This is a genomic window from Dubosiella muris (genome assembly GCF_004793885.1).
Lineage (GTDB): Bacteria > Bacillota_I > Bacilli_A > Erysipelotrichales > Erysipelotrichaceae > Dubosiella > Dubosiella muris.
In genome coordinates this window covers 109,453-135,272 of sequence record NZ_SRYG01000004.1, presented here as the reverse complement: position 1 = coordinate 135,272, position 25,820 = coordinate 109,453, and the positions used below count along the sequence as shown (strand labels likewise).

Below are 25,820 nucleotides of genomic sequence, written 5' to 3'. Positions count from 1 at the left end.
CCATCTGGAAATTAATCTCCAGATGGTTAAGCCATTTCTTAACTAAATGACATTGGGCAATCGCGGCCCGTTTTTTTTGTTTTTCGCTAGTTTAATGGCGGAAAATGGCTTTTAAAACCGAGAAGGCGCCAATGACGATGAGCGCTTTTTTTCCTAAGTCGCACAAGGTCGCTTTTGGATCGTCTTCCATCGCCTGCTTGAGCTGTTCGGCTTTTTCTTTCGCCAGACCGGCCAGTCCGCCGGCTTCTTTGTATTCGTCCTCCACTTCGTCGATGTAGCTTTCGACGTTTGTATGCATTTGATCAAGTTCTTCTTTTATTGTATTGTTCATCGCTTGCAGTTTCTCCTCTTCCGCCATGATCTGGTCGGAAATTTCTTTTTGTTCCGGGCTGACGACGTGCGTCGGGTGTTGAACCGGGGAATCGTTGTTGCCAATGCCGTCGTGCTTCAGACGCAAATCCGGTTTTTTCGGGTGCGGTTTGTCATCCTCGCTGTTTGGCGCGATCGAATGCACCTTCTTGTTGCCGGCCGCGTCGTACTGGCCAAACGACTCGTTCATTTTTTTGGATGGCGCCGGCTCCTCGTTGTGCACGATTTGCTCGGAAATCTTGTCCTGGGCTTTTGTCGTGTCCATGGCCGGAGGCTGGACAGGGGAATCGTTGTTGCCGATGCCGTCGTGCTTCAAACTCAAATCCGGTTTTTTCGGCTGTGGTTTGTCGTCTTCGCTGTCCGGCGCGATCGAGAACGACGCATTGTTTTGGGTAGCGTCGTACTGGCCAAACGTTTCGTTCATTTTCTTTGACGCGTCATTATTTTTATTTGTCATATTTCTTTCCTCCTTTGATTCTTTTTTCAGGTGCCCTTATTGTATCGGGAATGGTGCGCAAACACCCGCGGGATGCTTGCTGAAAATAAATGAAAACTTTTTGTGAAACGTTGAAATGATTTACATTTCGTGGTAACTTAAACAGTATCAGAAATGGAGATGAGATCATGGATATCCGATTTGAACAATCCGACACATTAAAGGAAAAGCCGACCGGCGCGCTGGGGTTCGGCAAGATATATACCGACTACATGTTCGTCGCCAACTACGACGCCGACCAGGGTGGATGGCACGATTTGCGCATCGTTCCGTTTGGCCCGATCGAGCTGTCGCCAGCCAGCATGGTTTTGCATTACGCGCAGGAAACGTTTGAAGGCTTGAAGGCGTACCGCACAAAAGACGGCAGGATCCAGCTGTTCCGGCCGGAAATGAACGCCCGCCGGTTTATCAACTCCAACGAGCGGCTGAGCATGCCCGCCGTTCCGGAAGACATGTTCGTGGGCGCGATCAAGGCGCTTGTCGACGTCGAGCGCGACTGGGTGCCGGCCAACGAGGGCGAGTCGCTGTACATCCGACCGTATATGTTCGCCACGGAAGCGTGCGTCGGCGTGCACCCGGCCACTTCCTACCAGTTTATTATTATTTGCTCGCCATCCAGCGCGTATTATCCGGAAGGCGTCAATCCGGTCAAGATCTGGGTCGAGGACGAGTACGTCCGCGCGACGCCGGGCGGAACGGGATTTACGAAGTGCGGCGGCAACTACGCCGGCTCGCTCAAGGCGCAGGAAAAAGCGGAAGCCCAGGGCTACACGCAAGTGCTGTGGCTCGATGGCGTGCATAAAAAATATGTCGAGGAAGTCGGCTCGATGAACGCGATGTTCGTGTTTGGAAACACCGTCGTGACCGCGCCAATCGACGGCACGGTGCTGCCAGGCGTGACGCGCGATTCGATCATCCGTCTGCTGAAGGACTGGGGCTACGAAGTGGAGGAGCGCCACATGCCAATCGACGAGCTGATGGAAGGCGCGAAAAACGGCAAGCTAACCGAGGCGTTTGGCACGGGCACTGCCGCGGTCATCTCGCCAATCGGGGAGCTTTGCTACAAAGGCGAAAAAGCCGTCATCAACGATTTTAAAACCGGAGAGCTGACGCAGAAACTGTACGACACCTTGACCGGCATTCAATGGGGAACGATCGCGGATCCGCATGAATGGACGGTGGAAGTGGAAAAACAAGCTTAACAGACAGACCTCATCGCGAGGTCTTTTTTCATAAAGGAGAAAACGACATGATCAAAGACGTGATGCGTCTGGCCCAGGCCGACCCGCAAGATGAGCCGGCAAGACAAACGATCGAGGCGATGCTCGAAACGATAAAAAAAATGGATGGATTTCGAATCGAGTACCGGATCGAGCCGCTCCAAATGACGCCATCCGGCCTACAATCCGGTTCGTTGACGCTGCCAGGCCATATGGCGAGCCGCATGCTGAAAACGTGCGAGCGGGTCGTCGTCCTGATCGCGACGCTCGGATACGAATTCGAGCGCGAACTGACGGCGCTCCAGCACCGGGCGATGCGGGACGCCTTGCTTTGGGACGCGTGCGGAAGCGTGTGGCTCGAGCACGAACTTGACACGTTCGAGGCCGGGCTGGCCAGCCGGCAAAAGGCGGAAGGCTGGTTTTTAACGGATCGCTTTTCCTGCGGCTACGGGGATCTTCCGCTGGATTTGCAGACGGAGCTTGTCGCGGGGTTCCGGGACATTGGCGTGCGGGTGCTGCCAAGCGGCATGATGTATCCGACCAAAAGCGTCAGCGCGCTGATCGGTTTGAGCCGGCAGCCCCAGCCGGCCCGCATCAAAGGCTGCGCGGCGTGCTCGATGCGATCGAGCTGCCCATATAGAAAGGAAGGAAAACACTGTGATTGAAACGATACAAATTTTAGATGGCGCGACAGGAACGATGATTCAAAAAGCCGGCATCGACGTGCCGAAAATCCCGGAGCTGCTCAACGTGCTCGCGCCCGAAACGCTAATCGCCATTCACGAGGCGTACGCCCGGGCCGGTTCGCAAATCGTGTACGCCAACACGTTTGGCGCCAGTCCGATGAAACTGGAGGGCACTGGCTATACGGTGGAGGACATCGTGAAAGCGGGCGTCGCCAACGCCAGACAAGGGGCGCCTGCCTGTCTTGTGGCGCTGGATATCGGCCCGCTTGGTCAGCTTATGGAACCGATGGGCAGCTTTTCGTTCGAAGACGCCTACGCGCAGTTCGCCGCCATGGTTAAGGCCGGAAACGACGCGGATCTAATCGTCATCGAGACGATGAGCGATTTGCTGGAAACGAAGGCGGCCGTGCTGGCGGCCAAAGAAAACAGCGAACTGCCGGTATACGTGACGATGTCGTTCGAGGAAAACGGACGAACGTTTACCGGGTGCACCCTTGAAAGCATGGCCATGACGCTGGAAGGCCTGGGAGTCGACGCGCTGGGATTCAACTGCTCGATCGGCCCCGATGGAATGGTTGGTCTGGTCAAGCGGCTCGCGCGACTGACGAGCCTGCCGATTATCGCCAAGCCTAACGCCGGCTTGCCCGATCCGGCCACAGGGGCTTATACGATGGACGCCGACTCGTTCGCCGCGTCCATGGAACAACTTGTGGAGGCGGGCGCCTCGCGCATTGGCGGCTGCTGCGGCACGGATCCGTCCTTTATCGAACGCATCGCCCGCTGGAAGGGCGAACCGCTCGAGCGAGCCGATGTGCCTTCCCAAAGCAAGGTGTGCACGCCTTTGATGGCACTTGAGCTAAACACGATCCATCCGGTCGGCGAGCGCATCAACCCGACCGGAAAGAAGCGGTTTCAGCAGGCGCTGCTCGAAGAGGACCTGGACTATATCGTTTCGATCGCTCTCGCGCAAAAGGAGGCGGGTGCCCAGATTTTGGATGTCAATGTCGGATTCCCGGGCGTGGACGAGGTGGATATGATGCGAAAAGTCGTCAAAAAGCTGCAAAGCGTCGTCGATGTGCCGCTGCTGCTGGACTCCTCCAATCCCGCCGCGCTGGCCGCGGGCGCAAGGGTGTACAACGGCAAGCCGGCGCTCAACTCGGTCAGCGGCGAGCAGGCAAAGCTGGACGCCGTGCTGCCCATCGCGAAAAAGTACGGGGCGTCGATGGTCGCGCTCACGCTTGACGAGCGCGGCATTCCGGCCACCGCAAACGGGCGGATCGCGATCGCGGAGCGGATTGTCGAACGGGCGAAGCAAATGGGAATCGACGCGTGCGAGCTGTGGTTCGACCCGCTGACGATGACGTTGTCCGCCCAGCCGGCGCAGGCGCAGGAAACGCTCAAGGCCGTGGAAAGCTTCTCGAAGCGAGGCTGGAAGACGGTGCTGGGCGTGTCCAACATTTCCTTTGGCTTGCCACAGCGGCCGGCGGTTACCCGGGTGTTTTTGGCGCAGGCGCTGGCCGCGGGCTTGACGATGCCGATTTTGAACGTGAATGTGGACGCGTATATGGACACGATCGCGTGCGCAAGACTCATTCGCGACGAAGATCCCAACGCCAAAGCCTACATTGCACGCTTTGGCGGCCGGACGATGGACACGGTCGCGCCGGATAAAAAGACAGTCGACTTGCAGGTGGCCATCGTCAAGGGACTGGATCAGGAGGCGAAAGACGCCGCGAAACGGGCGCTTGCCTCGCTTTCGGCGCTAGATGTAGTCGAGAAAGAGCTCATTCCGGCTTTGGACGAGGTGGGAAACCGCTACGAGAAGGGAACGTTGTTTTTGCCGCAGCTGCTCGCGGCCGCGCAAAGCGCGCAGGCGGTGTTCGAAGTCGTGAAAGACCATTTGGCGAACACCGGCCAGGCGAGCGTGAAAAAAGGAAAAATCGTGCTGGCGACGGTGCAGGGCGACATTCACGACATTGGCAAAAACATCGTGAAGACGGTGCTGGAAAACTATGGCTACGACGTGATCGACCTGGGGCGGGACGTCGCGCCGGAAACGGTCGTGGAGGCGGTCGCGCGCCACGGCGTAAAGCTGGTTGGCTTGTCGGCGCTCATGACGACGACGCTGCCGGCGATGCAAGAAACGATACGGCAGCTGCATACGCTGGACAATCCGCCAAAAATCATGGTGGGCGGCGCCGTGCTCACGCCCGCGTACGCCCGGGATATGCAAGCGGACTATTATTCAAAGGACGCGCAGGATGGCGTGCGAATCGCCAGAGAGGTGTTCGATCATGAATGAGGTGAAGCGCTTTTTGACGCGCGGCCCGCTTTTGTTTGATGGGGCGATGACGACATACAAGGAAAACCGGCCGGCCAAAGCGGTGCTTGGCGAGTACATCGAGGCGGGGGCCAACGCCATCAAGACGGACACGTTTTCGATTTCGTCGTGGCTTGGCGAAGACCGCGAGGCGGCGCTCGACGCCTTGAAAACGTCCATTTTGGAGGCGAAGGAAGCCGCGGGCGACGACGTGTTTTTGTTTGGCGAAATCGGTCCGGGTGTGGAAAGCGACGACGTGTTTTCCCTTTTTCAAACGCAGGTGGACGTCTTTTTGGCGGCGGGCGTCCACAACTTTTTGTTCGAAACGATGGCCGCGCCGGATGGACTGGCGGCCATCGCGGCGTATATTAAGGAAAAAGCGCCGGACAGCTTCGTGATTGTGAGCTTCGCCATTTCAAGCACCGGGGAAAGCGCGCAAGGGTACGGCATGCAGGCGCTGTATGACGCGCTGGTTGATTCAAAGGCGGACGCCATCGGGTTCAACTGCCATTCGGGACCGCGTCATATGGTGGAGCACGTCAAAACGTTGGTTCGTACCGGCAAGCCGTTGTATATCGCGCCCAACGCCGGCTATCCGCAAGTGCTGGGCTGGCGGGTGCGCTATGGTGGAAGCCCGGACTATTTCGCGGCGGCGATGAAAGAAATCCGCGAGGCGGGCGTCGAGCTGCTCGGGGGGTGCTGCGGGACGACACCGGCGCACATTTGTCAAACCCGGGCAATGCTGGATCGTTTGCCGGCGCACATTCCGTATCGAAACGAGCCGCGAAAAGAGCGCTTGACAGGCACGCGGACGGAAAACTGGCGCGGGAAGGTGTTTGTCGAGCTCGATCCGCCAAAAAACGACCAGATCGACGGCTTTTTGCACGCGTCGAAAGCGTTTCAAAAGGCGGGCGCGGATTTGATTACGATCGCGGATTCGCCAATTGGCCGGCCACGGGCGGACGCAAGCTTGCTGGCGTGCCGTCTGCATCGCGAGCTGGGGATCCGGCCGCTGCCGCATATGACGTGCCGGGACCGCAACTTGAACGCGATCAAGGCGCTGCTCATGGGGCTGTCGAGCGAAGGCGTCCGCCAGGTGTTGTTTGTGACGGGCGATCCGCTGCCACAGGACTCGAAGGCGGAAGTGAAGGCGGTGTACAATTTCAACTCCCGCAAGCTCATGCGCTACGCCCGGGACATGGCGGAGCTGTCGCAAGGGCTCGCGATTTTCGGGGCGCTTGACGTGAACGCGGTCAACTTTGACAAGCAGCTGGAGCTGGCGCTGGAAAAGGAGGCGAACGGGGCGGTTGGTTTTTTGACGCAGCCCGTCTTGTCGAAACGGGCGCTGGACAACTTGAGGCAGGCGAGAAAGACGTTGAAAGGCTTTTTGTTCGCGGGCATTTATCCGATTGTTTCGCATCGCAACGCGGTGTTTTTGCACAACGAGATTCACGGCATGGATATGGATGAGAAGATCATCGAACGGTACGAAGGGCTGAACCGAAGCGAGGGGGAGGCGCTGGCTCAGCGCGTATCGAAGCAGGTCATGAAGGCGTGCGCGCCGTATTGCGACGGATTTTACTTGATGACGCCGTTTCAGCGTGTCGCGCTGATGGAAGCGCTCATTGTGGAAGCGAAGGCGCTTTGCCGGGAAAAGATGGAAAAATAATCAAAAGATAATATATTAACTCTTTGTTTGTGGCATAATAGAAGCAAATAAAAGGAGAAAGCAATATGGAAGAAAAAGGAAAAGGCCTTTTTAAAGCGACGTCCATCGTTTGTCTGGCGCTTGCGATCATCACCTGGGTGAGCATCGCGCTAGCCGCTGTGACGCTTGTCATCGCTTCGGGAACGATCGGGCAAATGAAGGAAATCGGCATGGAAAACTTCGCGGATTTGCCGGTCGACCCGTCGTTGTTGTCGATGATGACCTCGACAAGCTTTATGGCCGCGTTTACCGTGCTGGGCGTGGCGTCGGGTGTTTTGTCCGGCTTGATGTGGCTTAACGGCTGGCGGGTGTTGAAGGCGTGCGCACAAAGCGAGATCTTCACCGCGCAAAACGGCAAATGGATCCGGCAGGCCGCGTGGTATTTGCTGGCGACAGTCGCGTTGGGTGTCGTGGTTGGCATCCTCATGGCGACAGGCTTTGGCGCGGTGTCGGGCTGGATGTCGCTGCTCGTGCTTGTAGGCAGCGTGGATCTTGGCGCGCTGATCGCCGGGGTTTTATTGTTGTGTGTGGCGGATTGGATCGCGGGCGTCGAAAAGCCGTCTTTGTGGCAAGGCGCCCGGGTGCTGACGGTGTTTGGCGTTGTCTTCAACGCGCTGGCGGGGATCGCTTTTGTCGTGCTGGCCGTCCTGATTTGGAATCAAACGGTTGGCGGCGAAGTCGTGAAGTCGCTGACGCTTGTGCAGCCAGACGCGACGATAAACGTCACCTCTTCCGCCCATCCGTATATGGGAACGATCGTTTCGCTTGTGGAGGGCGCGTTGTCGTGCGGTTTGAGCGCGGCGCTATGTTTCCTGTTTTATCAAATCGTGCGGACCGAACCGGACGAAATGGGCACGCAGGCGAACGCGAAACGGCTGGAAGTGGCTGGCGGCTTGTGTTTTGCCAATTTGCTCGTGCCGGTTGTGGCGGGCCTGCTGACGTTGTCCGGTTTCCATTTCGATTTGAATGTGAGCGCGATCGTGTGCGGGATGATCCTGTTTTGTATCGCCCGCGTCGTGGAACGAAAAAACTTGTCGATGTATTGAGTGTCAGGAACGATCTTTTCCAAAACGTGGAAAACGGTTGTTCCTTTTTTGCGCTCTTTTATAATGAAGGGGAAAGAAGGGATTGGACATGAAAAAAGCGGGTGTGGCGTTAGCGCCCGGATTCGAGGAATCTGAAACGTTGTATATTGTGGATGTGCTGCGACGATGCGGCATCGTGTGCGAACTGACAGGCTGGAGCGAATGGGTGGAAGGCGCCCATGGCGTTGTCGTGAAAGCGGACCGGTTGTTTGATGAAAACGACTTTTCCGACACGATTCTGATTCTTCCCGGCGGTTATGACGCGGTCGACTTCATGTTGGAAAACGAGGCGCTTTGCGCGCATTTGAAAGAGAGAAACCGGCGAGGGCAATGGATTGGCGCGATGTGCGCCGCCCCGGCGGTACTGGACGTATGCGGTATTTTGGAAGGCAGAAAATTTACCGCGTATCAAGGATACGAGAAAAAGATTCGGGCGCAGGGCTTTGTGGATGACATCGTCGTGGAGGACGGGAATTTGATCACGTCGCGCGGTCCGGCGTGCGCCATGCATTTCGCGTTCGCTATCGCGGACCGGTTCAACGAAACCGGGAAAAGTGTGAAAAAGCGGATGTTGTTTGACCATACATTTCCAAAGGAGGGACAAAAATGAAAGCGGCGGTTTTGCTGGCGAACGGCGTGGAAGAGGCGGAAAGCGTGACAATCGTGGATTTTTTAAGAAGGGCGGCTATTTTGTGCACGACGTTTTCGGTGGACGAGCGGGAAATCACCGGCATGCAAGGCATTCGTTTTTTCGCGGATGAAAAGCTCAACGATTCCATTTTCGACTATGACATGCTCGTCGTACCGGGAGGTCGCGAAAGCATCGTCCGCTTTCAAACCGACCCGAAAGTTTTAGAAATACTCCAGCGTTTTAACGAGGAAGGAAAATGGGTGTGCGCCATGTGTTCGGGTACGCGGATGCTCGAGGCTGGTGATGTGATTCAGCGCGGGCGCGTCACGGGATATACGGGCTATGAAGAACAGTTGAAAAGCGGTGTCTTTACGGACCGGATCGTAGAGCGGGATGGGAATTTGATTACAAGCCAGGGGCCGGCGACGGCGTATCCGTTCGCGTTCGCGCTGATCGAGGCGTTTGGCCAAGACACGACGACGCTGAAAGAACGGTTGATGTACTCGTTCGCGAAAGGGGTGTAGGATGCTGTATTCAAAGCTGGAAGTCGTGTTGTTGAGCGTCATCGCCTCCAAGCCGCAAGACAGTCAGGACGCGGTTTTGGCGACGTATCTTTTGGAGCATGTCGACGCGCTGGACGACGTGACGATCCAGGCTCTGGCCGACCATTGCCATGTCGGGCTGGGGAGCGTGTCGCGCTTTTGCCGGCATATCGGCTTTCAGGACTTTTTCGAGCTGCGCGCCTGCATTCAGACACATAACACGCGCTATCGAAATGATGGTGAAAAAAACAATGTGCCGGATCCAGCCGTCATTGAACGGGTGGTTCGACAGGTGGATGAAAGCCTGGATCCCATCCAGCTCGAAAAACTGGCGCGCAATCTAAAGACGTACCGGAAAATCGCGGTGTTTGGCTTGCTCAAGGGACAGGCGGCGTGTCTTGCGTTCGCGCAGGAAATGCTCGCCTGGCAAAAGGTCGTTTATACGAATCTTTCGTTGTTCGAGCAAATCGAGTACTTCAAAAAGGCGGATGAAAACACCCTCGTTGTCGTCTTCTCCTATACGGGTTCGTACTTTGATTATGTGGATGTCCGCTCTTTGCGCGCCGCACTGGAAAGGCCGAAAATCTGGATGGTGTCGGGCTGCCGGAAACCACTGGATTTTGTGGACGAATGGCTCGTGTTCAACAGCGACTTGCAAGCCGCAGGCCATCCGTATCAACTGCTGCGGGCAGGGGAGAACATCGCGGCGTGGATGAAAAAAGAGGATTGACAACAGTTGCCGGTTTGTCTCTTGTTGGCGGTTTTTTGGAGACGTATACGTACCGGACGCGGAGCGGCGTGTTCGCCAACGCGCAAACGGGAAACGTGCTGAAAATGATTTTGATCGTTCTGGGAGAACGGGGTGAATCGTTGTTTCCTTGCGCCTGGTCCCTGATCTTGTTTTGTATCGGCGTGCTGCTGGCGGAGCGAATGAAAGAACACGGACACGAGGAATGTGAGTGGATGAAGCTGGAAATGATCGTTTTCATATGGATGGGCATGATTCCTTCCTCCTCGCTTGATTTTCTCGTGACGGGTGGCGTGTCGTTGTTGTGCGCCGTGCAGTCGGAACGGTTTGTCAGACTGCCGACGACGATTTGCACCGGAAACATCCGCAAAGCGGTTCGATGCCGGGAAAAAAGGGAAGGGCGGGAGCCGCTTGTTTCGATCATCGGGTTTGTGATTGGGGCTGTCCTTGGCGTTTGGACAACGCGCCGGTGGGAACATCGGGCGGTTTGGATTCTCGTGCCCGTAGTATGGATGCTGGCAAAGAAAAAGGAAAGGCGGAAACGCCTTTCTCACTGGATTGGATGCGCGTTTAAATAGTTGATGATCGCTTCGGCGATCTTTTTTTGACCGTTGACGTTGGGGTGTACGCCATCAAACGACAGTCCGTCTTTCATGGACAACGTGGTTAAGTCCAGAACCGGGATGTGTTCTTTTTTACCGATTTGGATAATGAGCTGGCGGATTTGCTCGATCTTGTGGTGTTCATACGGGCCCGCGTTCATCGGGATGGGGGTCACAAGCACTTTGGGCGTGTCGGGGTAGCAATCAAGCAGGGCGAGATATTCGCTCGTGAAGGTCGCTTCGCTCGTCCATTGCCAGACGTCGTTGGCGCCAAGAAAGACAAAAAGCAAGGCAAACGGATGCTGCCGGTTCGCTTTCTGGCTGGCTTGAAAGGCGAGCGTGTGCGTATAGCCCATGTCGAACTGGCTTTGAAGAGTGGCGCCGCTCGAGCCAAAGTTTAAAATGTCGTATTGGGGAAAAGCGGCTTGCACGAAGGTGGTAAAACGCTCGCGCGTCCAGTCGGCCAGTCCCCAGCCTTCGGTGATCGAATCGCCAACAAAGGCGATGGTTGGTTTTTCTTTCGTTTCGTTCATGGTTTTAGTGTAGTCATTTTTAAGAAAAGATGCAACGAAAAGGACGGAGCGGGCCATCGTGATGTCACAAAACATATAAAAAGTATTAATTAACAATGTTTTAATTGCATAACACGAGAAAATTCACTATGATAGTACTATATAATAAAAAACATTTTGTGAAATAAGAAACAACGGGAAACCGTTGCTTCCAGGGAGATGGATATGGGCTATGAAATGATGGAATGGCCGGATTTGAAACGAAGCCAAAAAGACCAGACGTCGGTATTCGTGTTTTGCTCGCTGCATGTCACCAACGCGGACGAGCGGGTGGATTCCTACGGGGATATGGTCAAACTGATTCACCAGCGCTTCGAGGATCCGGGAAAAATGATGGAAGCGTATTTCGATTTTGAAAGCCAGCTGAAACGGCGAAGGGTGTACGTGTTTTTTAAAGACCGTCAGGTGATTGGATACTGCCTCAAACGGAAAGACGGAAAATGGCTTTCCAACGTGGACGCGTTGAACAAAGGCGATCAAATCGAGTTTTTGCGGAAAATGGATCCACTCATGCGCAAAGATCTGGGCATAGGCAAATAACAGGCGGAAGCCTGTTTTTCTATATCCAGTTTTTCATCTTTTCCACCCAACGGGAGGAATGCGCGTGCCAGACAAGGTAAATCCCCAAAAACAAGGTGAACCAGGCGAAGGGAACGACGCGCGTCTGCGCTTGAAACTGGAAGAGCGCGCAAACCCAAAGATTTTCGGTCATGGAAAAAAACCACGCGAACAACCATTGAAACAGGACAAAGTAGGCGATCGTTCCAAAGCTCAAACCCGACGGGCCGGGAAGATGAAGCGCGCTGGAAATGAAAAAATCAAAGAGAAACAAGCCCAGACTCATGAGGACGTTGACCAAAATCGTCATCGCGTTCGTGTGGCTCGCCTTGGTTAACGAAAACAGGATCCCCCGCAGCAAAAACTGTTCGAAAAACGCGACGCAAAAAAACGCGCAACCAAACAAAGCCGCTTTTTTAGAAAGCGGCATGGAAGCCATAAAACCGAGCACGAGAACGAATAAGCCAATGACGAACCAGGAACGAAGCGAAAAAAAACGCTTTTGAATCGTCGCGCGATTGAACCACGCGAAACCAGCCAGCATCGCGGCATGGGCGATTGCCTGCATCCAAAGCGGACAAAAGGCCGTGCAAAACGAGGCGTCCATGCTGGAAAAGAAGACGGCCGAACAAAACGCCAAAGCCGACTTTTTGCACGACCTCGTCTACGACGGCTTGTACCGGTTCGTGATCCTGATTGGCGGCTTTTTGCTGGCTGGCGCAGGGGAAATCACGGTTGGCTCCGTCGCCTTCATGCTTTCGATGAGCGAGGGACTCGCGTTTTTTCTAAGCGACATCGGCGCGTACTGGCGCAACGCCCAGGCGCTGCGCGTCAGTGTTGGTCGTCTGGAAACGATGTACAACACGGAACTTTCCAGCCAGCGGCCGGCGCGAACGAGCGACAAACCGATGGATGGGCTCGTTGTGGAAAACGTCACGTTTGGCTACGGGAAAAAAAGCCCTCTCTTGACGAAGGCGTCCGCCCGATTCGACGGGAAGAAAAACTACTTGATTACCGGGGAAAACGGGGCGGGCAAGAGCACGCTGCTCAAACTGCTGTATGGCTACTACACGCCGCAAAACGGGATGATCGCGTGCTGCCCGGAAAACGCGTCGCCCTCGCTTTCTCGAAAGATCGGCTACGTGTGCCAGCAGCCTGAAATCTTTTCGGGTACGTGGATGGCGGCGTTGAACGCGCCCAATGAAAAGGAATTGGAAGCCGTGCTTCAAATCACGCGACTGGTGCCGGTGTGGCGAAGCCATCCCGTGATTTTGGAAAACGGGAAAAATTTCTCGTTGGGCGAGCGGACGCGGCTGGCGATCGCCCGCGCCCTGCTTCAAAAGCCGGACGTGCTACTGTTTGACGAGGCGGACGCGCACATCGACGCCCAAACCTTTCTGGAAATCTTGCGGGACATCCCCGGGTATTTGCCTTCCGTCTCGATCATCGCCGTTTCGCACATTCAGGACGGGAGGGCGTATGAGGGCTTCGAGCAAGTCGTCATTCAAAACGGACAAATCAAAAGGATATGATTTCCGGTTTCACGATGAAATCGTTGTCGTTTCTTTTCTTTGCCCGATGTATTTGTTTTGGATGCAGAAGATTTCACTTCGATGGGTGAGATCTTTTTTCTTTGGAATATAGACACCTCCTTTTTACGCATTTTTCATAGAGCGAAAAAGGGCAAAATACGCACTTTTGATTTCCGCTTGTGGGAAAACCGGCAAAATATTGAAAAATGGAATGGGCGACGGGGAAGGGGTTCGCTATAATACCCTTATGGAAAAAGAACACAATCAAAAGGAATTTTACCAAAAGGCGATGATTTTCGGCCGTTTTGTGCGCTTTTACCGCCAGCAAAACGGATGGAGTCTTGAAAATCTCGGTCATACGATGCATATGTCGTACTCGACGATCCGACGCGTCGAGCTCGGGGAAACGCTTTTGCTTCCGGATGAAATGGACCAGATCGCGCAGGTGTTCGGGTTTGAAAGCTTTCTCGACAACTGGCATCTTCTGGACGCCTACGCCACACAGCTGGACGATATTCGCCATTTCCACCTCGTCGATATCGAGCGGATGCTCGACAAGCTGGACGCCTTTTTGCGCAATCCGCAGCTGAAGGCCTCGTATTTCTTCGCCGGATACGCGCTGCTCGAGCTGTACGCGATGGTGTATGCCAAAAAGGGGTTGATGAAAACCATTTGGACAAAGGAGGAGCGACAGGCCCTGCGCGCCAAAGTCGACGAAATCGCCGCGTTCAAGGACTTGTTTTCCAATCGTCAGCGCGCGGTATACGAACAGCTGGCCGGCGACACATGGTACGAATGTCTTCGTTTCGAACAGGCGTGGACGTGTTATGAACGGGCGCTTTGTTTCGACAAGACGTCGTACCTGACGCATTTGCGCATGGCGGACACCGCGATGATCCTCAACTGCGACCAGGTCGCGCGCAATCATCTTGCACGCTGCCAGCAGCTCGTGTTTGCCACCGCTTCCAGCGAGCAGTTTTTGCAGCTCGCGCTGCTGGAAGCCATCTTTTTGGCCCGCAACAACGAGCGGGAAGCCGCGCAGGCGGCGCTGCTGAATTTATACGAGGAAGGGGTTCGTACCCAAAACACGTTCATTCAGCGTCAGGCGCTCGACAATTTGGCGCAAACCGCGTTTTTCGCCAAGGACGACATGAACGCCATCGTGTTCGCCAAACGCTCGATCGAACAGTTTGGCGAACATGTCGATTTCGCGTTGTACTTTTATCTCCTGTTTTCCTACTTGCGGCTGGACGATTCCCACCACGTTCGTCAGTGGAGCGAATGGATCCTGCGACGCGAAACGGCGCCCCTCGTTCGCTATTTTGTCGAAGGCGCGCTGGCGTGGAGCGAGGGGGAACTCGAAAAAGCCGACGAGGCGCTGGGAATCGTGTATTCGGAAATGGCGCTCCATCAGGAGCCGGGATGGGAATGCTTCTTTTTGGAGCGGCTCATCGACTTGAACGCGCAGCTTGGCCGCGTCGACCGGGTCGAAACGTATCACCGGCGGTTGCTCGCTTTGGAGCGGCGCAAACAAAAAACGCGCTCCATTGTGGGATTGCGCGAAAAAGATTAAAAAAACGGATCATGGAAAAAGACAAAACCAGGCGGTACGATACCGTCATCAGGAGGGAATTTCATGATCCGTTTTATTCGAAAAAATCCGGGACTGTTTGTCGCGGTCGTCGTCTCGGTCATCGTTTTCGCAGTCGCCGAGCTAGGAAAGGCGTATTTGATGGGCGAGCTCGTTGGTGGAAAGATGACGTGGGAAAGCGTGATGGAGCTGGGCGGGATAACGGCCTTGTTTTTGGTGGTCTACGTGTCGGCCTCCTCCATCAAAAGCGCCCTCATGCAAAAATTTGAAAACAAGGCGCGCTACGATTTGCTCATGTGGCTTGGCGACTGGTCGATGCGGATGAGCCCAAGCGAGATGGAGGCGCGCGATTCGAGCGCGTTCATCAACACGATGACGAACAAAGCCGACCAGATCATCGAGAAATGCGTCCATTCGTACATGCTCATGATCAACCTGGTCATCTCCTTTGTCGTCGGCAGCGTGTATATCTTGTCCTACAACGCGCTCATGCTCGTCTTTATGTATGTGTGCACCGGGCTGACGCTTTGGCTGAACAAGCGCTTCGCGCCGCGGCTGGAATCGAACCAGAAGACGCTGCTTGCGCAAAAGGAGCGCTGGATCCAAACCATTAAAAATTTTTATAAAAACTTTTTAAACATCCGCAACGAAAACGTGGAAACGCTGTATTCCCGCTCGCTGCAAAAGGAAAACCGCGCCTTGCGGGCGGCCAGCGACAAAGCGAACGGCTTTCTGGTCGTCAGCGACGCGCTCAACGACGGCATCGGCCAGTTCATGTTTTTCGGCGTGCTCGTTTTTGGCGCGCTGCTCATCTCGACCGGTCATATGACGGTCGCCATTTTGATGGCCGTCGTGCAAGTGTCCAACATGGTCGCCAATCCGATCTTCCAGTTTGCCACGCTCAAAAACCGCATCTTGTCGAGCCGGTTTCTGCTCGAGGAAATGGAAGCGGAGGAACAGCACGTGCTCGAGCACAACAAGTGCGAGACGATCTCGCTTCCCGCACTGCGTTCCATCACGCTCGACCACCTCGATTTCGCGTATCCCAATGGAAAGACGGTGTTCCACGATGTGAGCCACACGTTCAGGCAAGGCAGCAAGACGCTCATCGTCGGGCCAAGCGGGGAAGGCAAGTCGACGCTGCTCAAGCTGCTGCTCAAACAAATCCCGTCATCGAACGTGAAAGCCGATGGCGCGCCGCTCGACCAGGTGCGCTACGGATCGTATTTTTCCCACATCGCCTACGTGTCGCAAACGCTCTCGCTCTTTCCGATGACGCTAAAAGAAAATATCGTGCTCGGCAAGGACAAACCTGTCGAGCCGGTTTTAAAGCAGGTGCGTTTGATGGATTTGAACGAACGGCAAAACGAGGTGTTCGACAGCGATTCCATGATGCTCAGCGGCGGGCAGATCCAGCGCGTCGTGCTCGGACGCGCCATCGCCTCCGACAAGGAATGGGTCGTGCTGGACGAGGCGTTTTCCGCTATCGACGAGGCGACCCGCCAGTCCATCGAAATGGCGTTTTTAAACGATCCGGCCAAAACCGTCATCGCTGTGTCGCACCATATCGACCCGGATGTGGCGGCGCGCTACGACGAGATCCTGCTCGTCAAAAATGGAACGTTGCGGCCGATCACGCTCGAAGCGCTGAAAGAGGAAATGAAAAAACGGTGGTGAAAACACCTATGAGAGTCTTGTTTTGGAAAAAGTGTCGTATTTTACACTTTTTCTATATAACGACATTGAGGTGAGAATATGTTGCGAAGAAAAATCGAACGAACATTATGGCGCTGGCATCAAGATTTTGCGCAAACAAAGCGGACCGGATCGGACGGTCGAGTTCAATCTGGAGAATTTGCGGATTCCGGAATGAAAACGATCTCCTTCTTTCATTTTTTACATTTTGTTTCAAAAAGCGCATTCTTTCGCTTTACAAATGCGAAAAACGGGGGTATGATACAGCCATAAATCAAACCGTTGAAGAAGAGATCAAACAGAAAAACGTGTCTTAGCGAGTCCGGGATGGTGCAAGCCGGGTGGCAACGAGTCTGCAAATGGACTTCGGAGGGCGAGGTGAATCCCAGTAGCCGAGCCGGGGCTTTCCCGTTACAGAAAGAAGAATGTGATAGCATTCGTAAAGTGGGTATGTCGTATGCCAATTCAGGTGGTACCGCAGAAATTGAAATTCTGTCCTGTGTCTCGTTTTTGAGGCGCGGGACTTTTTATTTAAACCATTTTATGAAAGTGCTAAGAAAAAAAGAGGAGAGAGCATATGAAAAAGACATCTTTAAAAGTTTTGAGCGCACTTTGTTTATCGGCAACGCTGGTTTCGGGCTGCTCGGCGGCACAAACGGAAAAGACGCCAAAGATCGGCGTGGCGCAAATCGTGTCGCACACGTCGCTGAACACGATTCGCGACGCGTTCGTGGACCAGATGGAAACGCTAGGCTACAAAGACGGCGAGACGGTGGAATACAATTTTGCGGACGCGGCTGGACAGCCTTCCAACTTAAATTCGATCATGTCGCAGTTCGCGGACGAGCAGAGCGATGTCATTGTCGCAATTGCGACGCCGACGGCGCAATCGGCCGCCAACGAGGCGGAGGAGATTCCGGTCGTGTTTTCGGCCGTGTCCGATCCGGTAGGCGCCGGTCTTGTGCAAAGTCTGGACAAGCCGGGCGGCAACATCACGGGAACGAGCGACGAGGTGCAAATCGACCAGATCGTGGCGCTCGCCAAACAAATCAACCCGGATTTGAAAACGCTGGGCTTCCTGTACAACGCGGGGGAGGCCAACTCGGTTTCCAACTTGGAGAAGGCGAAGGAATACTGCAAGGCCAACGGCATCGAGCTGATCGAGGGCACGGGCAAAGACATGACTGAGCTCCAGTCTTCCGCTTCCGTTTTGGCGGAAAAGGTCGACGCGATGTTCTCGCCAAACGACAACACGGTCGCCTCGGGCATGGCGGCGCTTTCGAAAATCGCGCTGGACGCGGGAATTCCGTACTACGTGGGCGCGGACTCGATGGTGCAGGATGGCGGATTCGCGACGGTCGGCATCAACTACGAGGAGCTGGGTCGCGAAACGGCGAACATGGTCGACGAGATTTTAAAAGGGAAAAAAGCCGGCGACATTCCTGTCAAGGTGTTTAAAGACGGCTTGAATATTTATGTGAACAAGGCGTACATGGATCAGTTGAAGGTCACGCTGCCCGAAGCAATCCAAAACGACGACAACTTGATCATGGTGGGAGAATAGCATGTCGATTGCCATTCTCACCAAGGCGTGCGAGCTCGGCTTGATTTTCGCTGTGCTTTCACTGGGGGAGTACATTTCCTTCCGGATCATGGACACGCCCGATTTAACCGTGGATGGTTCGTACGCGACGGGCGGCTGCGTGTGCGCGATGTGCACGCTGGCCGGCCATCCGATCCTGGGCTTGATAGCCGGCTTTCTTGCCGGCTGTCTTTGTGGTTGCGTCACGGCCTTTTTGCAGACGAAAATGCGCATCCAGCCTTTGCTGGCGGGCATTTTGACAATGAGCGGGCTGTATTCCATCAACATCCGCATTATGGGCGGGGCGCCTAACGTGTCGCTGTTTTCCAACACGCTCAAGCCGGTGTGGACGCTACTGTCGAACTCGAAGACGCAGCTCGTTGTGCTGGTGGCGATCGTGGCGCTCATCGGCTTGCTGCTGTACTGGTTCTTTAAAACGAATTTGGGACTGATGCTGCGCGCCACCGGCGACAACGAGGAGATGATCCGGTCGTCGAGCATCAACGTGGACGCGATGAAGTTTTTAGGGCTGGGCTTGTCCAACGGCATCGTCGCGGTGTCGGGCGCGCTGCTCGTGCAGTACCAGAACTTCGCGGATGTGACGAGTGGTACCGGCATGCTCGTGCTCGGCCTGGCCGGCATCATCGTGGGCGAGGCGGTGTTTCGCCGCCACACGATCGCGGCGGGTCTTGCCGCCTCGATCTTTGGCGCCGTCGCGTACCGTCTGCTGTACACGTTCGCCTTGAAGCTGGGGTTCGCGGCGACGGACATGAATCTCGTGTCGGCGGTGCTGGTCGCCATCACGATTTCGATTCCGTACTTGCGTTCGAAAAGGAGGAAACGCCATGCTTGAGTTAAACGATGTGAATGTCGTCTTCAATGAAGGCACAAAACTGGAAAAGACGGCGCTCGACCACGTGTCGGTGCACATCAAAGAGGGCGAGTTCGTCACGATCCTTGGCAGCAACGGGGCGGGAAAAAGCACGTTTTTCAACGTGGTAACCGGTTCGGTGCCGGTGACGTCGGGCACGATCACGCTTGACGGCAAGGATATCACGAACGAGAAGGTGCACGTGCGCTCGAAACATATCGGCCGGCTGTTCCAAAACCCGGCGCAGGGCACCGCGGCCGGCTTGACGGTGGAGGAAAACCTGGCGCTGACCGGACACGCGGGCACGTCGCTGTTTTCGATCGCGGTCAAAAAGAAAGACGTCGAGCTGTTCAAGGAAAAGCTCAAGGATTTGCATATGGGGCTGGAAGAGCGGCTCAAGACGCCGATCGGTCTGCTTTCGGGCGGGCAGAGGCAGGCGGTCGCTTTGATCATGGCGGTGCTTGATCCGCCTAAGCTGCTGCTGCTTGACGAGCATACGGCGGCGCTCGATCCCAAAAGCGCGAAGACGATTTTGGAAATCACGGACCAGCTTGTGCGGCGCGAGAAGATGACGGCGCTAATGATTACCCACAATATGACGGACGCCTTGAAATACGGGGACCGGCTTTTGATTTTCAACGATGGCAAAATCATAAAGGATTTTTCCAGGGAGGAGAAGGAAAAACTCAAGCCGGCGGATTTGCTGGCGTTTTATGAAGTATAATGCAGGTTTCGAAAAGAAAAAAGATATGCTATACTGGTTTAAAGGCGGTTTGCCTGAATAAACAATGAGGTATTGTCATGAAATCAATGGTAGATGAATTAAATAGCGTTCCTGTGAAGAAGTCGGTCGTGACGTCGATCGAATACGACTGCAAGCACGCGGACAAAGAGGACGAGGTGTTCGATACGGTACGGGATATCGTGGCGAACCATCAGGAAGATTTTTCCAAGATCACATACGATCTCGATCCGATGAACCACAAAGTGAAAGTGGAAGTCAGCGAGCACAAATAAGAAATCAAGGCGTGTGAAGACGCCTTTTTCTTTTGGGTAAACGAAAAAAGACGCCCGTGAAGACGTCTTTCTAGTTGGATTTGTTTTTTTTCGCCAGTTTGCCCAGGACGACCGCGACAGCCAGGCTGACGACACCGGCAATCAAAAAGCCGGTCTTGTTCGTAAAGGCGAACGCCACCAGCAAGCCGGAGGCGGCGAAATAAAACGCCATGCTTAAGTAGTTCATACTCGTATTATGACGCTACTTGGTTTCAAATACAAGCTCGTTGTTTCGCAGCGGTTCGATCTCGTGCTTGAAAATACGAAGCAGGAACAATGTGCCCATCGCGACGGATACGAGTTCCGCGATCGGGAAGGCGAGCCACACATAGTCGAGCACCCCGGTTTGGGCGAACACGAACGCGCACGGCAGCAGGACGACGAGCTGGCGCGCCAGCGACATCTGCAAGGAAAGGACGCCATGGCCCAAAGCCTGGAACGTGCTGGAGCAAATGATCGAATATCCCGCCAGGATAAAGTGGAGCGAGATGATTTTCAAAGCCGGGATCCCGATTGAAAGCATCGTGTCGGAGGCGTTGAAAATCGAAAGCAGGCTTTGCGGAAAGAGCTGGAACGCCGCGAAGCCAAGCGCCATCATGCCCGTGGCGTACACCATGGAAAGCTTGATGGTTTGAATGATGCGCTGCGGCCGGCGCGCCCCGTAGTTGTAGGCCACGATCGGGACGAGTCCGTTGTTCAATCCAAAGACCGGCATGAAGATGAAGCTTTGCAGCTTGAAGTACACACCAAAGACCGCGGCCGCGGTCGTGGAAAATCCAATAAGGATCTTGTTCATACCAAACGTCATGACCGAGCCGATCGAGGCCATTAAAATACTGGGCACGCCCACGCTGTAAATCTTTTTAATGACGCGGGTGTCCGGCCGGAAGCCTTGAAAGGACAAGTGGAGCTCATCGTTGTAGCGATGGTTGAGCCAAATGCCTAGCGAGGCGCCGGCAAGCTGCCCGATCACGGTCGCGATGGCCGCGCCGGCGACGCCCATGGCGGGCATGCCGAACCATCCGAAAATAAAGATGGGGTCCAGCACGATGTTGATGATGGCGCCCGTGCCTTGCGTGAACATCGTCAGCGTCGTGCGGCCCGTGGAGGCAAGCAGCTTTTCGAACGCGATTTGCACGAACAGACCGATGGAGATCACGCTGCAAATGCGTAAATACGCCGTGCCGCCATCGACGATTTCCGCGACGCCGGTTTGCATTTGAAAAAAGGTCCGGCAAAACGCCAGCCCGAGAATGGCGAAGACCGCCCAGCTGGCAAGCGCGAGAAACACGGCGTTGCAGCCGGTTTTATTGACAAGTTTTTTATCGTTTTCGCCCAATGACTTGGATAGCAGCGCGTTGATTCCGACTCCCGTTCCGGTCGCGACCGCGATCATCAGGTTTTGATAGGGAAAGGCGAGCGATACGGCCGTCAGCGCGTTTTCGCTGACTTGCGCCACGAACATCGAGTCCACGACATTGTAAAGCGCCTGCACGAGCATCGAGATGATCATTGGAATGGACATCGAGATGAGCAGCCGGTTGACGGGCATCGTTCCCATTTTATTTTCCTTCATAAGTTTTACCCTCCTCGTCGTTCCATTATACGCAAAACTTATAGCGCGCATCAAGGTGAAAAGTATGGGATGTTTTGTTAAAATGAACGAGAAAGAAGGGATGCCGAAATGAAGGAAAAAATGTGGATGGTGCTGCGATTGAGCGTGCCGGCCATCCTGGCGGAAATCTCGTCGATTGTCATGCAGTATATCGACGCGGGCATGGTCGGTTCGCTGGGAGCGGACGCCTCGGCCTCGATCGGGCTGGTGGCGAGCACGACGTGGCTGATCAACGGGATCGGCATGGCGGTGGCGGCGGGATTCGCGGTGCAGGTGGCGCAATTTGTCGGGGCCCGCCAGCCAAGGCAGGCGCGGGACACGATGCGGCAGGCGATGGGGATCTGCGCGCTGATCGCGCTGGGATTGAGCGGAACGGCCGTTTCGTTGAGCGGGGCGCTTCCACGCTGGCTTGGGGGCAGCGAGACGGTGTGCGTCATGGCGTCCCAGTATTTTCTTGTGTACGCGTGCTCGTTGTTTTTTGTGCTCAACCGGCAGATGGCGTCCCATATGCTTCAGTGCACGGGCGATATGAAAACGCCCAGCGCCCTCAATATGTTGTTGTGCGTGCTCGACGTGGTGTTCAACACGTTTTTCATTTTTGGATGCGGTCTTGGCGTTTTAGGGGCGGCGCTTGGCACGGCGGCCTCGGAGGTCGTGATCGCGGGAATGATGGTGGGCAAAATGTGTTTTGGCTCGCCAATCCTGACGATTCGCGAAGAGGGGAGCTGGCGCTGGCAAAAACAGACGATGCGTACCGCGTTCGCGATTGGAGCGCTCATCGCGATTGAGCATTCGGTCGTCAATGTGGCGCAAATCGTCATTGTCGGGATCGTGGCGCCGCTGGGCACGGTGGCGGTGGCCGCCAATTCGCTGGCCGTCACGGCGGAAAGCTTGTGCTATATGCCTGGATATGGCATTGGCAGCGCGGCGACGACGCTCGTTGGACAAAGCGTCGGGGCGAAAGACTGGGGCGCGGTGCGCGCTTTCGCCGATATGGCCACGCTTTTGGGCGTCGGGATCATGTCGGTGACGGCGCTTGGCATGTACATGCTCGCTCCTTTTCTTTTCGAAACGATGACCAACGATTTGCAGGTGCGCGCGCTGGGCGTGCAGGTGCTGCGAATCGAGGCGTTCGCGGAACCGTTTTTCGCGGCGTCGATCGTGATCGCGGGCGCGTTGCGGGGCGCCAAGGACACGTTGATGCCGAGTTTGTACAATTTGGCGAGCATGTGGGGCGTTCGCATCGTGCTGTCCATCGTGTTGGCTCCGGTTTACGGCTTGCCGGGCGTGTGGTTCGCGATGGCGTTTGAACTAGGTGTCCGGGGCTGCTTGTTTGTGTATCGGCTGCGCAGCCGCAAATGGCTGAAAATACCGGAAACGGGTGCGGAACGTTCCGTTTTTGTTTGAGTGGGGAAATTGATGTTTTTTACCCGGGTAATGGAATGTTCGTCCAAAAAGTCAAAGGAACTACCAATTTGTTTTCAAATAAAAACGATTTAATTTGATAATTAGAGAGTAAACAACTTGTTTACCTCGGTAAAATCTATTGGTTTTTGAGGAAGATTGAAAAAAGTGAAAAAAAATCGAAATTTTACTCAAGTAAATACTAGCTTTTTTGTAGGAATATGGTATGATGTACCTGTAAAAGAAATCGCTTACACCAGCAGCAAATACAAAAGCGGATTTCTTGTTACTAGAAATGGAGGGCATCGCTAAATAGAAACAATAAACCGCATCAACTATGGAGCGAAGTCTCCAAAAGTCAAGCCGATCCTCAGATAATAAAAAAAATTCCCAACCTATGCAACACGAATAATTCGATCGGAAACAACCTCTTGAAACCAGTCTTCGGCCAGATACAATATAGTGCGTTATTTCTTCCCGAAACGAGGGCCGAACGCTGGAATATCATCGAATCTATAAGATATACATCACAAACGAGATCATATAATATCCCTAGCAGCCGTATTGTGATTGATCGAGTAGAGCTCCCATAACTCGATGATGAAGATACCTTTTGTAGTAATATTCCTCTAAATTCACTTAATTGTAAAATAATTAATCCGATAAAGAAGCAGACTTCCCACCTGCTTCTTTATTTTTTTCGCTGGTTTGGTATAATGATATAAGACAAACGTCTGGAAGGAAATCGAGTCTGCCGCGCTCTGGCCAAAAAGCGGTTTCTAATGAGGGATGATGCAATGAATCTAGACTTTAGCAAGGAGGCGCTTCCGCTGTATGTCCAGCTGAAAGCGCTCATTAAAAACGATATTATTCACGGAGTTTACCAATACGGGGACCAGATCCCATCCGAAGTGGAATATGAGAAAAAATACGACGTGTCCCGAATCACCGTTCGACGCGCCATTTCGGATTTGGAAAAGGAAGGGTATGTCGTGCGCTCCCGGGGGAAAGGCACGCACGTCATTTACAACCACACGATCGAGGAACGCTTTTCGCAAATCCGCTCGTTCACGGATGAGATGCGCGCCGTCCATATGGAACCGGGAACCCGGAATTTTGAAATCCGGGAGGAACCCGTGCCCGAAGAAGGCGCGAAGGCGTTTGGCATTTTGCCAAGCGAAAAGCTGGTTTGCGTCAGCCGGGTACGAACCGGCAACGACAAACCAATCGTCTATTTTAAAACGTATTTCGCCAAATCGCTCGATATGCCGCTGGATCCGTCCTCTTATGGCGAGTCGCTGTACGAGTATTTAAATGAGCGGGGCATCAAGCAGCCTGTGCGGGCGGTGGAAAACTTTAAAGCCATCAACGCGCCGAAAGACATCGCTCAAAAGCTGGAAATCAAGGAAAACGACGCCCTGCTTGTCCGGACGCGTTTTGGCTACAACAAAGCCAACGAGATGATCGAGTTCACCCTGGCGTATTACCGCGGGGACGCGTACTCGTTCTCGGTGGAGCTCAATTCACAATGAACAAAAAAAGCGTGTCGATTCGAAAGATTCAACACGCTTTTGCGTCATACAAGGAGGAAAAATATGAAAGCGATTTTGATGCCTGTCAAAGGAGAAGCCGTGAAAGCGTTGGAACGAGTTTTACAATAGCCAAGTGTTGGTGAGAAGTTTTCTGCTCAAGAGCGAGAGCGAATCGCGGAGTCGATCTGGATGAACGCGAAACATGAGAAAATTATTAAAAAAGATCAAAATGAATAGATCCACCCTATAAAACTCTGCAAAATAAATTCAGCAGAGTTTTATTGAAGGAGCGTCTTCAAGCAAAAAGGACTTGCACGCACCCCATATAAATCAGTGTGCCCGCAAGGATCGACAAGAGCGTATTCCGTTTCCACAAGTGGATCAAAACGACGCTCGCCACCCCGATGATTTCACAAACGCCATGATTTCCTCTCAACAGATCCACATCTTTCAGGCAGTACACGACAAGCATCGCCATGATGGAAAAGGGAAGCACATCGCCCAAATACGCGATGAACAGGCTTTTCTGGTTTTTAAAGACGACAAACGGCAGCACTCTTGTTCCAAACGTCACGAGGGCGATGACGCCAATCAAAATCAGTTCATTCACGCGCTTTTCCTTCCTTTCCATACAACCACGACAAACCAATCCCAATGCCAATCATGGAAGGGATGAGGAAGGAGGCGCTTCCAAAAAACAGAAGGCAAATGGCACTTACCCCAAAACCCAAATACGAATAGCGATGCCTGTTTGACGTGAAAAACTGTTCCACAACGATGACGACAAACAACGCGGTCATCGCGAAATCGAGACCTGTCGTATTGATCGTCAGCATCGAGCCGATGAGCGAGCCCGCCACGCTTCCCAGCACCCAGTAACATTGGTCGAGCAGGGAAACGAGAAAGAGAAACTTCTTTTCCTCACAACCTTCGGGCGTTTTCGCGCCCACCAGCAGCGAATACGTTTCGTCCGTCAGCGAAAAGATCATGTAGGGCTTGTAAGACCCCATTTTTTTAAATTTTCCAATCATCGAAAGACCGTAAACGATGTGTCTGGCGTTGACGACCATCGTCATGAGCGCGGCGCTGATCAGCGAGGCCCCGCCCGCTAGCAAGTCGATGGCGACAAACTGCATGCTCCCCGCGTAAATCAACCCGCTCATCAACAGCGCGTAGCCCCACCCGTAGCCGTTTTTTTGCAGCAGCATCCCAAGCGCGAAGCCAAGCACGATATAGCCCATCATGACCGGGATCGTCGCTTTCATGGCCTCGTATACATGTTTTCCCATACCCTTTCCTCCCTTTTTCCTTTCATTATACGCAAATCAGCCGCCATCTTTATACAATCTTTATACGAACGCCTTTTCCTTAACGCCAATTTTACAAAAAAAAGCCTATCATAAGG

26 protein-coding genes are annotated in these 25,820 nt (G+C 54.1%); 19 read left to right on the top strand and 7 right to left on the bottom strand.

Going from position 1 to position 25,820, the window contains the following annotated elements; genetic code table 11:
* Nucleotides 1–91: 91 nt before the first annotated feature.
* A complete protein-coding gene (locus E5336_RS03130; RefSeq protein ID WP_135979632.1) occupies nucleotides 92–826 on the bottom strand; it encodes a hypothetical protein in 735 nt (244 codons plus the stop codon).
* A 167-nt stretch (nucleotides 827–993) separates the two neighbouring features.
* Between E5336_RS03130 and E5336_RS03125 the strand changes: the two genes are divergently transcribed.
* The 9 genes from E5336_RS03125 (at nucleotide 994) to E5336_RS03085 (ending at nucleotide 10,383) form a co-directional block, all read left to right on the top strand.
* Nucleotides 994–2,067 (top strand): branched-chain amino acid aminotransferase, encoded by a 1,074-nt coding sequence (locus E5336_RS03125; RefSeq protein ID WP_135979631.1) that lies wholly within the window; start codon nucleotides 994–996, stop codon nucleotides 2,065–2,067.
* Between the two features lie 47 nt (nucleotides 2,068–2,114).
* On the top strand, nucleotides 2,115–2,750 hold the full coding sequence (locus E5336_RS03120; protein WP_135979630.1) for a methionine synthase: 636 nt from the start codon (nucleotides 2,115–2,117) through the stop codon (nucleotides 2,748–2,750).
* Nucleotides 2,743–5,073, top strand: a complete 2,331-nt coding sequence (locus E5336_RS03115) for a homocysteine S-methyltransferase family protein (RefSeq protein ID WP_277820764.1) — start codon at nucleotides 2,743–2,745, stop codon at nucleotides 5,071–5,073. The genes E5336_RS03120 and E5336_RS03115 overlap by 8 nt, the downstream gene beginning before the upstream one ends.
* On the top strand, nucleotides 5,066–6,760 hold the full coding sequence (locus tag E5336_RS03110) for a bifunctional homocysteine S-methyltransferase/methylenetetrahydrofolate reductase (RefSeq protein WP_135979628.1): 1,695 nt from the start codon (nucleotides 5,066–5,068) through the stop codon (nucleotides 6,758–6,760). Before E5336_RS03115 ends, E5336_RS03110 begins: the two co-directional genes overlap by 8 nt.
* 65 nt (nucleotides 6,761–6,825) lie before the next feature.
* The gene (locus E5336_RS03105; RefSeq protein WP_135979627.1) at nucleotides 6,826–7,845 is read left to right on the top strand and encodes a DUF2975 domain-containing protein; all 1,020 of its coding nucleotides are present in this window, start codon (nucleotides 6,826–6,828) and stop codon (nucleotides 7,843–7,845) included.
* Nucleotides 7,846–7,933: 88 nt separating this feature from the next.
* The gene (locus E5336_RS03100) at nucleotides 7,934–8,494 is read left to right on the top strand and encodes a DJ-1 family glyoxalase III (protein WP_135979626.1); all 561 of its coding nucleotides are present in this window, start codon (nucleotides 7,934–7,936) and stop codon (nucleotides 8,492–8,494) included.
* A complete protein-coding gene (locus E5336_RS03095) occupies nucleotides 8,491–9,039 on the top strand; it encodes a DJ-1/PfpI family protein (RefSeq protein ID WP_135979625.1) in 549 nt (182 codons plus the stop codon). Before E5336_RS03100 ends, E5336_RS03095 begins: the two co-directional genes overlap by 4 nt.
* Before the next feature lies 1 nt (nucleotide 9,040).
* Nucleotides 9,041–9,787 (top strand): MurR/RpiR family transcriptional regulator, encoded by a 747-nt coding sequence (locus tag E5336_RS03090; protein WP_135979624.1) that lies wholly within the window; start codon nucleotides 9,041–9,043, stop codon nucleotides 9,785–9,787.
* Entirely contained in the window at nucleotides 9,766–10,383 is a 618-nt protein-coding gene (locus tag E5336_RS03085) for a YoaK family protein (RefSeq protein ID WP_168353534.1), read from the top strand. The genes E5336_RS03090 and E5336_RS03085 overlap by 22 nt, the downstream gene beginning before the upstream one ends.
* Here E5336_RS03085 and E5336_RS03080 read toward each other — a convergent pair.
* Nucleotides 10,356–10,940, bottom strand: coding sequence for an SGNH/GDSL hydrolase family protein (locus E5336_RS03080; RefSeq protein WP_168353533.1), 585 nt, complete (start codon nucleotides 10,938–10,940; stop codon nucleotides 10,356–10,358). The two genes, E5336_RS03085 and E5336_RS03080, sit on opposite strands and share 28 nt — an antisense overlap.
* Nucleotides 10,941–11,144: 204 nt before the next feature.
* On the opposite strand from E5336_RS03080, the gene E5336_RS03075 reads away from it, so the two are divergent.
* Nucleotides 11,145–11,519, top strand: a complete 375-nt coding sequence (locus E5336_RS03075) for a hypothetical protein (protein WP_135979621.1) — start codon at nucleotides 11,145–11,147, stop codon at nucleotides 11,517–11,519.
* 19 nt (nucleotides 11,520–11,538) lie between these two features.
* On the opposite strand, the gene E5336_RS03070 is transcribed toward E5336_RS03075, so the two are convergent.
* Nucleotides 11,539–12,105, bottom strand: coding sequence for a CPBP family glutamic-type intramembrane protease (locus E5336_RS03070; protein ID WP_168353532.1), 567 nt, complete (start codon nucleotides 12,103–12,105; stop codon nucleotides 11,539–11,541).
* Here E5336_RS03070 and E5336_RS03065 point away from each other — a divergent pair.
* The 7 genes from E5336_RS03065 to E5336_RS03035 all read left to right on the top strand — a co-directional run bounded on the left by E5336_RS03065 (nucleotide 12,056) and on the right by E5336_RS03035 (nucleotide 19,825).
* Nucleotides 12,056–13,069 (top strand): ATP-binding cassette domain-containing protein, encoded by a 1,014-nt coding sequence (locus E5336_RS03065; RefSeq protein ID WP_168353531.1) that lies wholly within the window; start codon nucleotides 12,056–12,058, stop codon nucleotides 13,067–13,069. The two genes, E5336_RS03070 and E5336_RS03065, sit on opposite strands and share 50 nt — an antisense overlap.
* A gap of 247 nt (nucleotides 13,070–13,316) precedes the next feature.
* The gene (locus E5336_RS03060) at nucleotides 13,317–14,642 is read left to right on the top strand and encodes a helix-turn-helix domain-containing protein (protein WP_168353530.1); all 1,326 of its coding nucleotides are present in this window, start codon (nucleotides 13,317–13,319) and stop codon (nucleotides 14,640–14,642) included.
* A 63-nt stretch (nucleotides 14,643–14,705) separates the two neighbouring features.
* Complete coding sequence (locus E5336_RS03055; RefSeq protein WP_135979617.1) at nucleotides 14,706–16,337, top strand: ATP-binding cassette domain-containing protein; 1,632 nt, start codon at nucleotides 14,706–14,708, stop codon at nucleotides 16,335–16,337.
* A 595-nt stretch (nucleotides 16,338–16,932) separates the two neighbouring features.
* Nucleotides 16,933–17,919, top strand: a complete 987-nt coding sequence (locus E5336_RS03050) for an ABC transporter substrate-binding protein (RefSeq protein WP_135979616.1) — start codon at nucleotides 16,933–16,935, stop codon at nucleotides 17,917–17,919.
* 1 nt (nucleotide 17,920) lies between these two features.
* Entirely contained in the window at nucleotides 17,921–18,790 is an 870-nt protein-coding gene (locus tag E5336_RS03045) for an ABC transporter permease (protein WP_135979615.1), read from the top strand.
* The gene (locus E5336_RS03040; RefSeq protein ID WP_135979614.1) at nucleotides 18,783–19,532 is read left to right on the top strand and encodes an ABC transporter ATP-binding protein; all 750 of its coding nucleotides are present in this window, start codon (nucleotides 18,783–18,785) and stop codon (nucleotides 19,530–19,532) included. The genes E5336_RS03045 and E5336_RS03040 overlap by 8 nt, the downstream gene beginning before the upstream one ends.
* 77 nt (nucleotides 19,533–19,609) lie before the next feature.
* A complete protein-coding gene (locus tag E5336_RS03035) occupies nucleotides 19,610–19,825 on the top strand; it encodes a hypothetical protein (protein WP_135979613.1) in 216 nt (71 codons plus the stop codon).
* Nucleotides 19,826–19,895: 70 nt separating this feature from the next.
* Here E5336_RS03035 and E5336_RS12350 read toward each other — a convergent pair whose 3' ends face one another.
* The gene (locus tag E5336_RS12350) at nucleotides 19,896–20,051 is read right to left on the bottom strand and encodes a hypothetical protein (RefSeq protein WP_168353529.1); all 156 of its coding nucleotides are present in this window, start codon (nucleotides 20,049–20,051) and stop codon (nucleotides 19,896–19,898) included.
* 15 nt (nucleotides 20,052–20,066) lie between these two features.
* Nucleotides 20,067–21,440, bottom strand: coding sequence for an MATE family efflux transporter (locus tag E5336_RS03030; protein ID WP_277820763.1), 1,374 nt, complete (start codon nucleotides 21,438–21,440; stop codon nucleotides 20,067–20,069).
* Nucleotides 21,441–21,548: 108 nt separating this feature from the next.
* On the opposite strand from E5336_RS03030, the gene E5336_RS03025 reads away from it, so the two are divergent.
* Complete coding sequence (locus tag E5336_RS03025) at nucleotides 21,549–22,886, top strand: MATE family efflux transporter (protein ID WP_135979611.1); 1,338 nt, start codon at nucleotides 21,549–21,551, stop codon at nucleotides 22,884–22,886.
* A 794-nt stretch (nucleotides 22,887–23,680) separates the two neighbouring features.
* The gene (locus tag E5336_RS03020; protein WP_168353528.1) at nucleotides 23,681–24,415 is read left to right on the top strand and encodes a GntR family transcriptional regulator; all 735 of its coding nucleotides are present in this window, start codon (nucleotides 23,681–23,683) and stop codon (nucleotides 24,413–24,415) included.
* 295 nt (nucleotides 24,416–24,710) lie between these two features.
* On the opposite strand, the gene E5336_RS03015 is transcribed toward E5336_RS03020, so the two are convergent.
* Nucleotides 24,711–25,025, bottom strand: a complete 315-nt coding sequence (locus E5336_RS03015; protein WP_135979609.1) for a branched-chain amino acid transporter permease — start codon at nucleotides 25,023–25,025, stop codon at nucleotides 24,711–24,713.
* Nucleotides 25,018–25,704 (bottom strand): AzlC family ABC transporter permease, encoded by a 687-nt coding sequence (locus E5336_RS03010; protein WP_135979608.1) that lies wholly within the window; start codon nucleotides 25,702–25,704, stop codon nucleotides 25,018–25,020. The genes E5336_RS03015 and E5336_RS03010 overlap by 8 nt, the downstream gene beginning before the upstream one ends.
* Nucleotides 25,705–25,820: the final 116 nt, after the last annotated feature.